Genomic DNA, 14,978 nt, shown 5'->3' with positions numbered 1-14,978 from the left:
TTTTCACCACCTTCACGCCGCCGTTGAAGGTGCCCGTTAGGTCTTTGTTTACCAAAGTCTGAAAAATATGAGGCGCATTCACTCGGCCGGATGGAAAAGCCCGATCCGTGCCGCGTCAAACCAAGGTGTGCCACAAGATGAAAATTGCCGTCGCCCATCAGATCAGGTCCCGGTGCCGCGCGGCTTTGGGCCTTTTCGCATTGGGCTTCCTGGCAAGCTGTGCCGGCAACCTGACGCCTTACGGCTCCTCCGTGCGCAATCTGATGCCGGAAGAAGCGGTCATCATGACACCGCCCGGCGGACCGGCGATCATCTCGGTGCTGGAAAAGCAGTTTGCGAACGCCACCGAACAGCAGATCATGCTGCGCACCGATGCCCGCACGCCGGGACAGAACGCCATTCGCGCCGTCTTCTTCGGCACCCGCAACTATTCGCGCATGAACGGCAACAACCTCTCCTATCAGTCGATCACCGACCGTCGGATCGATCAGGAAATGCGTGAGGAACTGCCCGGCATCCGGATGGTGCGCTCGCCCTATTACGTTCAGAACAATTACGGTCCGTTCGGCTATGCCTTCGGACGCGGCAGCGGCAGCGACCTTTGCCTTTATGGCTGGCAGCAGATCCGGCCGGGTCGCGACAGTCTGGCTGCCGCCGGCCAGGCAGGAACGATCCAGATCCGGCTCCGCTTCTGCGAGGCCGGCGCCAGCGAGGATGATCTGCTCGGCATCATGTACGGCTTCACCGTTGCAGCAACGGTCGATGCCTATGGCTGGAATCCCTACGGCGAACAGGCAGGTCCGCCGCCGCTTCTCGGCGAAACCGGCGCGCCCACCTATCCCCGCCGCGCCTATGACGAACGTCCCGACCAGATGGCCAACACCGCGCGCGTGCTGAGCTCTTCATCGGCAGCGTCTGCGCCTGCCACGCGGACCGTGCGCAGCACCGTTTCCTCTGGCGATGACATCAATGTCGATATCGTCCGCCTGCCGCCGGGCAGCCTGCCTTCTGCGGGATATGGCAACATGCCGGGTGCGCCGACGGCCTATTCGCCGGCCATGAATACGACGGGTCTTCCCGCGATGGGCGCTCCGCAGTCCTCCATCCCCACGCCTGGCCGCCAGAGCACGTCCTCGGTCGTGCCTGCTGCCACGAGCGTGCCCACGCTTGGCGCGCCAGTGCCCCAGGCGACGGGAGGCGGCATTCCGGTGCCGGCGCGCAACACCTCGGCAGGATCGTCGGTCGTTGGCGCAGTGCCTGCGGTCTCAGCGCCTGTGGTTGGCAGCCGAAGCATACCGGCGCCGCCCTGCCGCCTGCTGCCCGGTTCGACGACAGTCAGCTGCGAATAGTCCTTTCCGGGCTCGAAAACGCTCGGAATGACATGAGCCTGTCAGGCCCGGTCCGGCTTCTCCGCTTTGATCGTGCGCTGCCGATCGGCTTTATGCTAGGGTCGCAAGAAAATATGTCGCTTCTGCAAGACAATTTTTAGTTTTCTTGCGTATAAGGGCGCAATAGCCTGTCGGAAGGACCTGCATAATGCGCAAGATCGCAATCGCCATTGCCTGGATCATATCAGCGATCTTCCTGCTCGGCCTCGTCTCCCTCCCCATCGATCTTCGCACGCAGATCGTCGTGAGTGTCGTCGCCGTCGCCGTGATGCTGGTTCTCAAGCAGATGCATGCGGAAGGCAACTGGCGGCTGATCGCGCTTGCATTCGGCACGTCGGTTGTCTTGCGCTACGTGTTCTGGCGGACCACAAGCACGCTGCCGCCGATCACGGAGCTGCAATATTTCATTCCAGGCCTGTTGCTGTATTTCGCCGAAATGTTCTCGGTCGGCATGCTGGCGCTCAGCCTTTTCGTGGTTGCACTTCCGCTGCCCGTGCGTCCGCGCTGGGGCAAGCTTGAGGGCGACCTGCCCTATGTGGACGTCTATGTTCCCTCCTATAACGAGGATGCCACGCTCCTTTCGAATACGCTGGCTGCGGCCAAGGCGATGGATTACCCGCCGGATAAGCTGAAGGTCTATCTGCTCGATGACGGCGGCACGGAGCAGAAGCGCAACTCCAAGAACCTTGTCGAGGCAAGCCTGGCGCAGACCCGTCACCGCGAACTGAGGCAGCTGGCTGCCGAGCTCGGCTGCGGCTACATCACCCGCGCGCGCAACGAGCATGCCAAGGCCGGCAACATGAACCACGCGCTGCAGTATACCACCGGCGATCTGATCGTGGTGTTCGATGCCGACCATGCGCCTGCCAATGATTTTCTGACCGAGACGGTCGGCTACTTCATGGAGGACCCGAAGCTGTTTCTGGTCCAGACGCCGCACTTCTTCATCAATCCCGATCCGCTGGAGCGAAACCTTCGGACCTATGAGCTGATGCCGAGCGAAAACGAGATGTTCTACGGCATCATCCAGCGCGGTCTCGACAAGTGGAACGCGTCTTTCTTCTGCGGCTCTGCCGCAGTGCTGCGCCGCGAGGCGCTGAACTCGGTGAACGGCTTTTCGGGCGTATCGATTACCGAGGACTGCGAAACCGCCGTCGAGCTGCACTCCAATGGCTGGAACAGCGTCTATGTCGACCGGCCGCTGATCGCCGGTCTTCAGCCCGCGACCTTCTCGAGCTTCATCGGACAGCGCAGCCGCTGGGCGCAGGGGATGATGCAGATCCTGCGATTCAAGTTTCCGCTGCTGCTGCGCGGCCTCTCCCTGCCGCAGCGCCTCTGCTACATGTCCTCGAACCTGTTCTGGCTGTTTCCCTTCGCCCGCGCCTCGTTCATGATCGCGCCGCTCTGCTACCTGTTCTTCGGCCTGCAGATCTTCGATGCCTCGGGTGGCGAGTTCCTGGCCTACACGCTTTCCTATCTGATCGTGAACATGCTGACGCAGAACTATCTGTTCGGCCAGTTCCGCTGGCCCTGGATCTCCGAGCTCTACGAATATATCCAGACCGTGCATCTGATGCCCGCCGTGGTGTCCGCGATCCTCAACCCCAAGAAGCCGTCCTTCAAGGTGACGGCGAAGGACGAGTCGATCGAGCACAGCCGGCTTTCGGAAATCAGCCGTCCGTTCTTCATCATCTTCTTCATCTATGTGGCCGCCTGCGTGATGATGGTCTACCGCCTTTATGCCGAGCCCTATCTGGCTGGCGTGACCTGGGTGGTGGGCGGCTGGAACTTCCTCAACCTGTTCCTGACGGCTGCGGCGCTTGGCGTGGTTTCGGAAGCGGGCGAACGCCAGAAGGCGCGGCGCATCAAGATGTCGCGCCGCTGCGAACTGGTGATCGGCGACAGCGTTTATCGCGGAACGATCGAGGATGTGTCCACCGATGGCGCCGGCCTGCAGGTGCAGGTCCGCGATCTCGACCGCCTGAGGCCTGGCACCCAAGCGCTGCTGCGCGTGGAGCCGCACAAGGGCGGGGATGCCGGCGAGGTGCCGGTGATGATCCGCCATGCCCGCTCGCTCGGCGAACTCGCCATGGTCGGCTGCCGCTATGCACCGGTTTCAAGCCTGCACTATTCGGTGATTTCCGACCTGATGTTCGCCAATTCCGAACGCTGGCAGCAGCTTCTGCAATCGCGCAAGAACGATCCCGGCACACTGGGCGGCACCTTCTGGTTCATCAAGACCGCAGTGCGCCAGATGGGCCGCGGCATGAGCTATTTCATCGGCAAATATCAGCCCAATACCGGCGGCGCGTCGGCACGGGCGAGGGGCAAGGGCTGATGAAGACTTCACTGCTTCTCATGGCCTTCCTGCTGGCCGGAATGCCGCTTGCCTCAGCCCAGACGGGCGCTCCCTCTTCGGTCGCACCCTTCAGCATGGGGGCGGATGGTTCCGGCCCGCTGCCGCGCGCGCCGTCGGCGCCGCAAAATCCCGGCAATGTCGAACCCGTCACGCCTGCCGTCGAGACCCTTCCGTTCTTCCGCTACATCGTCCCGGCCGACCAGATGCGGCTTGAGGGCGAGAATGTCGAGCGGGCCTGGTCGGTCTATCTGACCGAGGCGCAGGCGAAGTCGGTGACGCATTTCAACATCGGCTATCAGAATTCGATCTTCGTCGCCCCGGAATATTCCGAGCTCAAGATCGCCTTCAACAATGTCGAGATCGCAACGCCGCTCCTCGATTCCTCGGAGCGCAAGTCGGATCTGCGCTTCGATGTGCCGGAGGGCGTTCTGAAGGCCGGCTACAACCAGTTCTCGATCAGGATCAAGCAGCGTCACCGCACTGACTGCGATCTCGATTCGACCTATGACCTTTGGACCGATATCGACCCGGCCCGCACTTTCCTGATGTTCGATGATCCGGCAACCTCTGAACTGTCGACGATCGCCGATATCCGGGCGATCGGTGTCGATGCACAGGGGCGCACGCAGTTCCACATCGTCGCGCCGGCGCTTTCGGATCAGATTGCCGCCGATCCCCTGCTGGAACTTGCCCAGGGGCTGGCGCTTCTTTCCGACATGCCGAACACCTATTTCACCTATTCAAAGTCCGAGCCGGTGAAATTCGGCTCCGGCGTCCTGCCGGTTTATGTCGGCACGCCGGACGAGCTGCGCCCGCTTCTCGGCGACGCCCTGCCGGATATCGGTACGTCGCAGTCCGCCCGTTTCGTGGGCACCAATGCGCTCGGCCAGAGCGTGCTGGTTCTCGTTGCCCCCTCGTGGCAGCGGATCGGTCCGCTGATCGATGGCATCACCACGCCGGCCGCGCGCAGTGCCGCCGCGAAGGACGAAGCCTATTCCACGCATTCCTGGCGCAAGCAGGACACGCAGCTTCTGACAGGCCACAAGCGCCTGACCTTCGAGCAGCTCGGCATTCCGACGCAGGAATTTTCCGGCCGCAGCTTCCGCGCCGAGTTCACCATCGGCCTTCCCGCCGATTTCTATGCCGATGCCTATGGCGAGGCGCGGCTTCTGCTCGATGCGGCCTATGGCCAGATGGTGCTGCCGGGAAGCCGTCTTCATGTTTTCGTCAACGACCAGCTTGCCGCGACATGGCCGATCAGCACGGTCAATGGCGCCGTTCTGCGCCGTACGCCGGTGCGCTTCACCATGCGGCACATGAAGCCGGGCGTGAACAAGATCGTGCTCGAGGCAGCGCTCCTGACCCGCGAAGATGCTGCCTGCCTGCCCGGCGCGACATCCGATGATACGGCGCGTTTTGCCGTGTTCGACACGAGCGAGTTCGAGATGCCGAACTTCGGGCGGGTGGCGCAGGTGCCGGATCTGTGGGCAACCGGCGGCACGGGCTTTCCCTATTCGCGCCACAGCGACCGCATTCCGCTCTACATCGACAATCTCAGCGCCGACACGCTGACGACCGCCTCGGATTTCGTCGCCAAGCTATCCAATGCCGCGCGCCAGCAGATCCCCGTCGATATCGTGCATTCCACCGAGGATATCGGGGAGGGCGATGCGATCTTCGTCGGCTCCATCGGTCAGGTGCCGACCGAGGCTTTGAGGGAAACCAAGATTTCGCAGACGAGCCGAAGCGTGTGGACGCAGCAGGTCGGCGGCGAGGCCAATTACAACGAAGCGCCCGAGACCACGATCGAGCAGTGGGACGAGCAGGTCACGGCCGGCTGGTACAACTGGATCTTCGAGGTCGAGAAGTATCTCAAGCGAAATTACGATCTGTCGTTCGAGACCCTGCGCTTCCTGCCGCGGCCGGACACCGAATACCTGCCGCCGAACTCTGTCTCGATGATCATCGCGCAGGAGCCGAGCCCGGATGGCGACGGGGCCTGGACGCTGATCTCAGCACCATCTTCGGAGAACCTTTCCAACGGCATGACGGCGCTGATGAAGCGTCAGCACTGGGATGCCGTGCAGGGCAGGATCACCACCTACAACCGCAATACCGGGGTCATCGACAATATCGCGATGGGAGCGACCGACTTCATTTTCGATACGCCGTTCTCGATTGCGAACTTGCGCCTGGTGGCGACCAACTGGTTCTCAACCAATACGATGTCGTTCTCGCTGGCGCTGGTCGTGTTCTCCGTGCTTCTGGGGATCGCCACCAAGGCCATGCTGACCCATTTCGGACGCTACGAGGATTGATGCTGCTGCCAGGCGATGGCGGAAGCGCCGGCAAGGCCCGGCTCTGGCCCGCTCATTGCCGGCACCACCAGCGGACGGTCGAAGTTCCTGAGCGTCAGAGGCCTGACGGCCCTGTCGATCGCGTCGAGCAGGTCGTGGGCGGCTGACAGGCCGCCGCCTGCGGGCACGATGGTGGCGCCCGTCAGATTGACGCAGACGGCCAGCGGACCGGCGATCAGGTCGAGATAGGCGCCGACCGTCTGGGCCGCAGCGGCCTCGCCCTTGCGCCAGCCATCCAGGATTTGCCGCGAATCGCGTGTTTGCCCGCTGAAATGGGCGTGGAGGCGTTCAAGGCCGCGCGCGCTTGCAACCGTATCGAGGCAGCCCGACAGACCGCAGCCGCAGGCAAAGGGCGGCAGGCTCAGTCCGTTCGCCCTTGCCGGAGCGATCGGCCCGTGGCCCCATTCGCCGGCAAATCCGCCCTTGGCGTTGATCAGCCTCCTGCCGGATACCAGCCCGCCGCCGACGCCTGTGCCGAGAATGATCCCGAACACGATGTCATGCTGCCGGCCCGCGCCGAAGACGGCTTCGGCGACTGCAAAGCAATCGGCATCATTGGTGATGATCACGGGCATGCCGGTTCGCGCCTTGAGGTCGGCGGCAAGGTCGGTGCCATGGATTGCAGGAATATTGGCGACGATCATGCGGCCCGTTTGCGGATCGACAACGCCGGCAAGCGAGATCGAGATCGCATCGGGCCTTTGCGGCAGGCGCGCCGCCATGTCTGCAAGGCATGCCAGAAAGGCTTCTCGGTCGTGGGCAGGTGTTGCCGTTCGGCTGACCTCGCCCGGCTCGGCCCCGTCGACAGAGGTCGCCGCCCGGATCGCGGTGCCGCCGATATCAAAGCTCAAGACGCTATATCCCATGTCCATTCCCCAGACAGCGCGCACAGCGCCGCAAAACCCTTTGGCAAGACCTAGACTATCACAGGGAAAATCGGAATCGCTTTCCGGCAGGTGCATGACGGTGGAGGAAAGACCCGACAGGTCCGCCCCCGAGGGGGATCATCAGTGCTGAACATACAGGAAAAAGGAACGGATGGTGGGCGTGACAAGGATCGAACTTGTGACCCCTACGATGTCAACGTAGTGCTCTCCCGCTGAGCTACACGCCCATCCGTGGCGCGGTGTATTCCAAAATTTGGCGGCGGCGTCAACTCATTTCTGAAGGTTTTTTGCGGACTTGCCGATTTGCCCGGAAATCAGGCCGCCAGCACCTTTTCGACCTCGTCGACGAGATCGCGCAGGTGGAAGGGCTTGGACAGGACCTTGGCATCCTTAGGCGCCTGCGAATCGGCATTGAGCGCGACAGCCGCAAAGCCGGTGATGAAGATCACCTTGAGATCGGGGTCGAGTTCTGTCGCTCGACGCGCAAGCTCGATGCCGTCCATTTCCGGCATCACGATGTCGGTCAGCAGCAGGGAAAACGGTTCCTCGCGCAGCCGGTCATAGGCGCTTGCGCCATTGTCGAAGGCTGCGACCTGATAACCAGCCTTTTCCAGGGCTTTCACCAGGAAACGGCGCATGTCGTCATCATCTTCAGCAAGCAGGATTTTCAGTACCATCGGCTCAACCACTATCGGCGCATGCTTGTCATTAACGGGTCTGATAGACCCTCTGTCGTAAACAAGCAATAAAGACCGGGTCAAACTTTTCCGCCGCCCGCGGCGCGGCTTGGCAGAATGGGCCGGAGATCATAGATTGAAAGGGCTTGAAAGGAGCCGGAGTGACAACGCAGCGCAATCAGGAAAGCCGGAGCCCGTTCTTCGAGGTGATCCGCCCCGAGGTCCAGACGCTGCCGATCGTGTTCAACTCGCCGCATTCGGGAAGGGTCTATCCGCGTGCCTTTCTGGAATCCTCCAGGCTCGATGCCAGCGAAATCCGCCGTTCGGAAGATCTCTATGTGGACGAGCTTTTCGCCGAAGCGCCAGCCTTCGGCGCCCCGCTTCAGCGGGCGTTCTTTCCGCGCGCCTTCCTCGATGTCAATCGCGAGCCGTTCGAACTCGATCCGCGCATGTTTTCCGGTCCGCTGCCTGCTCATGTAAATGCCGTCTCGCCGCGTGTTGCGGGCGGGCTCGGCACGATCCCCCGCATCGTTGCGGAAAACATGCCGATCTATGAGGGGCCGCTTTCGGTCGAAGACGGGCTGTCGCGCATCGAGTGGATCTACCGGCCCTATCATCGCAGCCTGAAGGGGCTTTTGCAGGAGACCCGCAACCAGTTCGGGCGCTCGGTGCTGGTCGACTGTCACTCCATGCCGGGCACGGTCTCGGCCGGCAATCATCGCAGGCGGCCGGATTTCGTCGTTGGCGATCGATACGGAACAAGCGCTTCTGCGGATATCGCCTATGCGGCAATCTCCATTCTGGAGGGCATGGGTTTTTCCACAGCCTACAACAAGCCCTATGCCGGCGGCTTCATCACCGAGCACTACGGCCGACCCGCAGCCGGCAGCCACGCGCTGCAGATCGAGATATCGCGCAGGCTCTATGCGGATGAGGCAAGCCTGCAGAAGAAACCGGAATTCATCGCGGTCAAGCAGGCGATCAACATCTTCATCGGAGAGTTTGCCGCGTTCATCGGGTCGGACGGCGAGGTCTCGGGGCTGGCGGCCGAGTAACACTTCAAAAAAAACCGCGCTCATGGCGCGGTTAAGTCTAGGGAGGAAACACCCAAGGAGGGTATTCACAGTCGAAAGACTGTAAGGAGAGATTAGATCGCAGGTTGCAAACTGTCAAGTTCTCCTGCCTGAAATTTGCGCAAAATTTGTATTTGTATAAATTTTGTGCGGTTAGCTTAATTGTTGCGCGCTTTTTCTCCCGCTCCGGTCGTTTTTTCCGCGTTTTCAGGCATAGTCGCGCCGAAAGCGGGGGCAGGGCTCGAAGAACCGTACAGACCGGTCCCTGCCTTGCCGGCACCAGCGAAAGGAAATTCCATGCAGCCCGACCGCATCTTCTTCAACACGCTCGCCGATGCCGCGGCGGCGCAGACCCTGCCGCGGTTTCGCGCAGGCGTCGGCGTCGACAACAAGCTCGATCGCGGGTTTGATCCGGTCACCGAGGCGGACCGGGCGGCCGAACGCGCGATCCGCGCCCTGATCTCGGACGTCTATCCTGAGCACGGGATCCTCGGTGAAGAAGAGGGTGCCGAAGGTCTGGAGCGCGAGCATGTCTGGGTCATTGATCCGATCGACGGCACCCGCGCCTTCATCTCCGGCGTTCCGGTCTGGGGAACGCTGATCGGGCTTTACAGGAATGGGCGGTCGGTGATGGGGTTGATGGATCAGCCCTTCACCGGCGAGCGCTATTTTGCCGATGGCGTGCGAAGCCACTACACCGGCCCGGGCGGCGCCCGAGAACTTCGGACGCGCGCATGCAAGGTGCTGGAGGAAGCGGTGCTGTTCACCACGTCGCCGCGCATCATCGCGCCCGCGCTGCAGAGCCATTACGACCGGCTGGAAGACAGGGTGCGTCTCGCCCGATACGGCACGGATTGCTATGCCTATTGCCTGCTTGCCGGCGGCCATGTGGATCTGGTGGTGGAGACCGGACTCAAACCCTACGACATCGGCGCGCTGATCGCGATCGTCGAGCAGGCGGGCGGCGTCTTCACGACGTGGAAGGGCGAACGGCCGGAGGATGGCGGTGATATCGTGGCGGCGGCAACGCCCGAGCTGCATCAGGCGGCCCTTGCGCTACTGAACGGCTGAGTGCGACCGAAAAGGGAAAAGGACCGGAACCTGCCGCTTGAACAGGGGTAAAAGCGACGGGGTTCCGGCCAAGGTTACCGCAACCGCTGGGTCAAGAGCGGCAACGGCGCCGGGACGGGTGCGCCGTATTTCCCGGCAAAACACGAATGCAACTATTCGCATGAACGAAGCAACAATGAGGCGTTCATATCGCGTTCATCGAACGAGCGATCATATTCTGATTCATCCTTAAGGCGAATTCAGGGAGACTGCAATCGCGGAATGCGTGTCGTTTCTGCAGGGTGTCTTCACTGCAACAAAAACTCTTGAAACGGCGTTCGCCAGTTCCCAGATATCTTTCGTCGGACGCCGCAGAGCGGGTCCGAAACCACTCCCAGCAGTCGCCGGTTTCGGGATTGCCGGGACATTTCGCAAACTCGTCGCTCAAAGGAGGACATCATGCGTAACGTCGATTTTTCACCCCTTTATCGTTCGACCGTCGGTTTCGACAGGCTCTTCAATCTGCTCGACACCGTAGGCCAGCCTGAACAGGCTCCGACCTATCCCCCCTACAATATCGAACGCACTGGTGAAAACGATTATCAGATCACCATGGCCGTCGCCGGTTTCGGCGAAAACGAACTCTCGATCGAGGCGCATGCCAATGTGCTGACGGTCCGGGGCGAAAAGGCCGAGGAAGACGCCAATGACGGCCGCGAGTATCTCTATCGTGGCATTGCCAAGCGCACATTCGAACGCCGTTTCCAGCTCGCCGACCATATGGAAGTGCGCGGCGCGACCCTGAAAAACGGCCTTCTGCATGTCGCGCTTCTGCGCAACATCCCCGAAGCCATGAAACCCCGCCGGATCGCGATTGAAACGCGCGGTGGCGACCAGGTGAAGACGATCACTGCCGATACCGGCAAGGAAAAGACCGCCGCCTGATTGCGTTCGTTTCAGATACGCTGCGGCGCTTCCTTAACGGGAGGCGCCGTTTTTCTTTGGCCGCATAGCAACCGGCGCGCGGCGCCATCCACCGAGACCATGCCGGGCCCATAAATGACCAAGTAGATCAGCGGAAACAGCCACAACAGGCGTTGATCGAGGATCGCCGAATCGGGAAACCGGTCGAACAATGCGCCGATCGTTTCGGCGCCGACCTGATGCACGGTGATATCGACAAGGGTCTGGACCGCGATGAAGACGGTCATGCCGAGTGCCGAAAGGCGGGTCATGATCCCGAGCACGATCATTGCGGGCAGAAGGAATTCGGCATAGGTGCCGAGCGCGACGACGAGGTGCCAATACGCAGGAAGCGCGGAAATGTCGCCGCCCGCAGCTTCGACTGCCGGGAGGGCGATCTGGTAATAGGCGCTGTCGCGGATCATGAAGAAGCCCGCAATGCCGGGCTCGACCTTAGTAAGCGCCGAGTTCAGAAAGTAGAGCCAGAGCGTGGCGGCAAAGACGAGGCGGGCGAGCAGCCCCGGCAGCCAGGGAGCAAGTGACCGCTCCATACGGTGAACGGACACGGTATACCAGTCAGCGATGCGGCAGAGCCTATGCATCACGGCGTCTCCGTTTTCTGGATTGCGGCGAATGCGCCTGTTGCGATGATCAGTTCGAAGGCTTTTGGCAGGTCGAAGCCATGATCTGTGTCCTGCGCCGCCGCTGCGGCGTCGCCAAGCGTTTCGCCCTGAAACAGCGCCTGCAGAAATGAGGCCTGGCCCGCGCTCACGCCGCGAACGGCGACATCGCAATCAGGCCTCGTGATCAGCGCCGTTTCGGCGGGCGAGGGATCAAGTCCCTTCAGGTCGCCCTCTGCCCTGGTTCGGGTGAAAATCGTGACGGCGGATGAGCCAAGCGGCAGCAATTGTGCTGCGGGGTGGGGTTTGAGCCGCGTTGCGGCGAGCGCATCGGCGGTGAGCGCCGTCAGGGCTTCGGCTGGAAGGGGCGTACGGTCGGCAGCGTGGTAGCAATCGAGCCATGCCCGTTCAAGGCGCGCGACATCCGGGAGGAAAAACAGTTTGCGGGCAGGCGCAAAGCCTTCGATGAAGGCGGGAAAGTCCCTGCCATAGGCCGCGAGCACCGGCGAGCGCGGTGGATTTTGAGCGATGAAGCCCTGCGCCATGGCAGCGAAGAAACGCGGGCCGACAAGGGTTCTTGTCACCGGAAATATATCGGCAAGCGCCGATGTCAGGCTCATGGCAACATTGTTGCGATAGACCGCATAGCGCTTTTCCGCCCGGCCGCCGCGCGGATTGATGACGCCCGCCGGCACATCCTTGTGCGAAAGCAGGCTTGATGCGAAGGCGGCGAACGCGGCTCCGTTCTCTTTCCCTGCTGGGGTCTCATTCATGGCGGGTTCCCAGCAGCGCATGAGCGCCATGGTCTGCAAGAAGGCGCTCGGCGATCAGCGCCTCACGCTTCAACACCGGCCAGTCCGGCACGTCGTTGTCCCACTCTATCAGCGTCGGCAGCGGGCCCGACTGTTTCAGCACGAAGCTGTAAAGGCCCCAGACCGCATCAGCGACGGGGCGATCATGGGCGTCGATCAGCAGCGGATCGCCATTGTCATCAAGGTCCTCGGCGTGTCCTGCGAGATGAACTTCACCGACGCGCTCGAGCGGAAATGCCTTGAGGTAGGCAAGCGCGTCATAGCCGTTGTTGATCGCCGAAACATGGACATTGTTGACGTCGAGCAGCAGTCCGCAGCCGGTGCGGTCGGCAATCTCGGTCAGAAACTCAGTTTCCGGGATCACGCTCTCGGCAAAGGCGATGTAGGTGGAAGGATTTTCGAGCAGGATCGGGCGGCCGATTGCCGTCTGGACCTCGTCGATATGGGCCGTGACCAGAGAAAGCGTCGTCTCGGTATAGGGCAGCGGCAGCAGGTCGTTGAAATAGGCGCTGTCATGGGTCGACCACGCCAGATGCTCGGATACGAGGCCCGGTTCGTAGCGTTCGACGAGCGCCTTCAAGCGCAAAAGGTGATCGCGGTCGAGACCGCGCGGCGCGCCGATGGACATGCCGACGCCATGGATCGACAGCGGAAAGTCCGCGCGCATGCGTGACAGGATCCGGTGCGGATGGCCGCCTTCGCCCATATAGTTTTCGGCGTGCACCTCCAGAAAGCCGACACGATAGGCGTCATTGAGGATGGCATCGGCATGGGCAGTCTTGAACCCGGCGCCAGCGCGGGCGGGAATCCGGCCGGTCGCTGCCGTCTGCGGAGAAACATGTCGCATCGTCGTCTCCCGAAAGGGGTGCCGCCAGCGCGGGGGAACGCCGGCGGCATGAGCTCACATTTGCGGCAGATCGCGCATCAGCGGATCCAGCGAGCCCATCCGGTCTCCCGGAAGCGACATTTCGGTGCAGGTGCCTTCTGCGACATATTTCCAGGCATTGCCCTGGTAATCGACCTTGGATGTGCCGGCACAGGTGGTGCCGGGGCCGGCGGCGCAATCATTCTGTCCGGCCATGGCAACGCCATAGCATTTCACATTGGCGGCCTGGGCGGGGGTGGTTGTGGCAATGGCGCCTGCGGCAACCGCCAACGCGCCGGCCAGTGACGCGGCGCTGATCTTTGAAACCCGTGACATGAAATTCTCCTGTTCCCTCTGGTTCTCGGCAAGAAATCTGTCTTGCAGGAGGGAGTGTCGCAGAGAGCTGCATCAACTGGAAATCAATCGCGCGTCATCAGGATTTCACGGCGGATGACCGGTTCGTGATGGCTGCGTGACCGTCAGGCCGTCAGAAACGAGACGAATCTGTCGATCTCGCTTTCCTCTGTGGAAAAGCTGGTGACGCAGCGTGCAAGCACTTCGCCCTCGCCGACGAGATCCGGCTGATCGGCGGGCGGCAGCCAGTTGTAGAACCTGGCGCCGGCCCCGCGCGCGGCCTCCGCTGCTGATTCCTTCAGGATGATGAAGACCTCGTTGGTGTTGGTCTCCCATGCGAGGCGGGCGTGATTGGAGCCCCGGAAAGCCTCGCGCATGCGCTCCGCCATCGCGTTTGAGCGGCGCGCAAGCTCCAGCCAGAGACCATCTTCCAGATAGGCATCGAACTGTGCGGAGATGAACCGGGTCTTGGAAAACAGATGCGCCGCGCGTTTACGGATGAACGGCATGTCGCGGGCCTGTCCCGGGTTCATGAACACGATCGCCTCCGCGCACCAGCAGCCGTTCTTGGTGCCGCCGAAGGACAGGATGTCGATGCCCCGCTTCCATGTCATCTCGGCAGGGCTGACATCAAGGGCTGCCAGCGCATTGGCGAAACGGGCGCCATCCATATGCACCGGCAGATCGTGAGCCTTGGCCTCTGCCGTGATCGCATCCAGTTCGTCGAGCGTGTAGACCGTGCCGACCTCGGTCGATTGCGTCAGCGATACGGCCATCGGCTGGCCGTGGTGCACGAAATCGGCGGGATAGCGACCGATGATGCGCTTCAGGGTTTTCGGGTCCATCTTGCCATTGTCGCCGGAGACGGTCGCAAGGCGGCCGCCGCCGGTGAAATATTCCGGTGCGCCGCCCTCGTCATTGGCGATGTGGGCATCCTTGTGGCAAAACACCACGCCGCCCGGCCTGCCGACGGAGGAGAGCGCCAGGGAATTGGCAGCCGTGCCGGTGCCGACGAAGAAGACGGCGACCTCGCGTTCGAAGACCTCGTTGAAACGGGCCTCGATCTTGCGGTCGAGGGCGCTCGTGCCATAGGCATTGGCATAGCCGGACTGTTCGCGCATCAGGGCTGCGCCGATGGCGGGGTGGGCGCCGGACCAGTTGTCGGAAGCAAAGAACATGGCAGTGAACCTCGATTGACGGATGCTGAGGATATCAGGGGTTGGGACGCACGTTGTAAAGGTAGCGCGCCGAAAGCCCTGTTGATAGAACGCGTCAGAAAGATTGCGCGCCGCCCCGCAGCAGGCGTGGAATCTGCCCGAAATTCGCCTTTTTGTTTCACGTATTACGAATATACGCCCCTATGGGTAACTTTATTTCGCCAGAAGTGCAGCATGCGAAATTTTCGCTCGCAGTTTGCGACGCGTGGCGGTGATTTTGCTTGCCAGTTTCCGTTGTTTCTGGCATGTAGTGCAGATAGGACAGTTATGCTGTCCTATTTTTGTGTCCGGCAGGATTGCCGTCGAGGGGCTGACGCCACGGCGCTTTGGGTTTATAATGGACCCGAGACGAGGCG

At 61.7% G+C, this 14,978-nt stretch carries 13 protein-coding genes and 1 tRNA gene; 6 read left to right on the top strand and 8 right to left on the bottom strand.

The window, feature by feature from the left end; genetic code table 11:
- The first annotated feature begins 137 nt into the window (after positions 1-137).
- The 3 genes from bcsN (at position 138) to HPQ62_RS08645 (ending at position 6,065) form a co-directional block, all read left to right on the top strand.
- The gene (bcsN, locus tag HPQ62_RS08655) at positions 138-1,349 is read left to right on the top strand and encodes a cellulose biosynthesis protein BcsN (RefSeq protein ID WP_174802143.1); all 1,212 of its coding nucleotides are present in this window, start codon (positions 138-140) and stop codon (positions 1,347-1,349) included.
- 187 nt (positions 1,350-1,536) lie between these two features.
- Positions 1,537-3,726 (top strand): UDP-forming cellulose synthase catalytic subunit, encoded by a 2,190-nt coding sequence (bcsA, locus tag HPQ62_RS08650; protein ID WP_174802142.1) that lies wholly within the window; start codon positions 1,537-1,539, stop codon positions 3,724-3,726.
- Entirely contained in the window at positions 3,726-6,065 is a 2,340-nt protein-coding gene (locus HPQ62_RS08645; protein WP_174802141.1) for a cellulose biosynthesis cyclic di-GMP-binding regulatory protein BcsB, read from the top strand. Before bcsA ends, HPQ62_RS08645 begins: the two co-directional genes overlap by 1 nt.
- Here the strand turns inward: HPQ62_RS08645 and HPQ62_RS08640 are convergent.
- From HPQ62_RS08640 to cpdR, 3 genes are all read right to left on the bottom strand, one after another.
- A complete protein-coding gene (locus HPQ62_RS08640) occupies positions 6,053-6,970 on the bottom strand; it encodes an ROK family protein (RefSeq protein ID WP_342343691.1) in 918 nt (305 codons plus the stop codon). The genes HPQ62_RS08645 and HPQ62_RS08640 overlap by 13 nt on opposite strands.
- 173 nt (positions 6,971-7,143) lie before the next feature.
- Positions 7,144-7,218: transfer RNA gene (locus tag HPQ62_RS08635), tRNA-Val, on the bottom strand.
- Positions 7,219-7,305: 87 nt separating this feature from the next.
- A complete protein-coding gene (gene cpdR, locus HPQ62_RS08630; protein ID WP_174802139.1) occupies positions 7,306-7,668 on the bottom strand; it encodes a cell cycle two-component system response regulator CpdR in 363 nt (120 codons plus the stop codon).
- A gap of 161 nt (positions 7,669-7,829) precedes the next feature.
- On the opposite strand from cpdR, the gene HPQ62_RS08625 reads away from it, so the two are divergent.
- The 3 genes from HPQ62_RS08625 (at position 7,830) to HPQ62_RS08615 (ending at position 10,736) form a co-directional block, all read left to right on the top strand.
- Positions 7,830-8,723, top strand: coding sequence for an N-formylglutamate amidohydrolase (locus HPQ62_RS08625; RefSeq protein ID WP_174802138.1), 894 nt, complete (start codon positions 7,830-7,832; stop codon positions 8,721-8,723).
- A gap of 315 nt (positions 8,724-9,038) precedes the next feature.
- Positions 9,039-9,812, top strand: a complete 774-nt coding sequence (gene hisN / locus HPQ62_RS08620) for a histidinol-phosphatase (protein ID WP_174802137.1) — start codon at positions 9,039-9,041, stop codon at positions 9,810-9,812.
- Positions 9,813-10,250: 438 nt separating this feature from the next.
- Complete coding sequence (locus tag HPQ62_RS08615) at positions 10,251-10,736, top strand: Hsp20 family protein (RefSeq protein ID WP_174802136.1); 486 nt, start codon at positions 10,251-10,253, stop codon at positions 10,734-10,736.
- Between the two features lie 11 nt (positions 10,737-10,747).
- Here HPQ62_RS08615 and HPQ62_RS08610 read toward each other — a convergent pair whose 3' ends face one another.
- From HPQ62_RS08610 to HPQ62_RS08590, 5 genes are all read right to left on the bottom strand, one after another.
- The gene (locus HPQ62_RS08610; protein WP_174802135.1) at positions 10,748-11,356 is read right to left on the bottom strand and encodes a DoxX family protein; all 609 of its coding nucleotides are present in this window, start codon (positions 11,354-11,356) and stop codon (positions 10,748-10,750) included.
- Complete coding sequence (locus HPQ62_RS08605) at positions 11,356-12,147, bottom strand: HvfC/BufC N-terminal domain-containing protein (RefSeq protein WP_174802134.1); 792 nt, start codon at positions 12,145-12,147, stop codon at positions 11,356-11,358. Before HPQ62_RS08605 ends, HPQ62_RS08610 begins: the two co-directional genes overlap by 1 nt.
- The gene (gene bufB / locus HPQ62_RS08600; RefSeq protein ID WP_174802133.1) at positions 12,140-13,033 is read right to left on the bottom strand and encodes an MNIO family bufferin maturase; all 894 of its coding nucleotides are present in this window, start codon (positions 13,031-13,033) and stop codon (positions 12,140-12,142) included. The genes HPQ62_RS08605 and bufB overlap by 8 nt, the downstream gene beginning before the upstream one ends.
- A gap of 54 nt (positions 13,034-13,087) precedes the next feature.
- Positions 13,088-13,387 (bottom strand): BufA1 family periplasmic bufferin-type metallophore, encoded by a 300-nt coding sequence (locus HPQ62_RS08595; RefSeq protein ID WP_174802132.1) that lies wholly within the window; start codon positions 13,385-13,387, stop codon positions 13,088-13,090.
- Between the two features lie 143 nt (positions 13,388-13,530).
- Positions 13,531-14,583 (bottom strand): threonine aldolase family protein, encoded by a 1,053-nt coding sequence (locus HPQ62_RS08590; RefSeq protein WP_174802131.1) that lies wholly within the window; start codon positions 14,581-14,583, stop codon positions 13,531-13,533.
- Positions 14,584-14,978: the final 395 nt, after the last annotated feature.

The organism is Martelella limonii (genome assembly GCF_013344475.1).
GTDB classification, from domain to species: Bacteria; Pseudomonadota; Alphaproteobacteria; order Rhizobiales; family Rhizobiaceae; genus Martelella; species Martelella limonii.
This window is presented reverse-complemented; position numbering and strand designations above follow the sequence as displayed.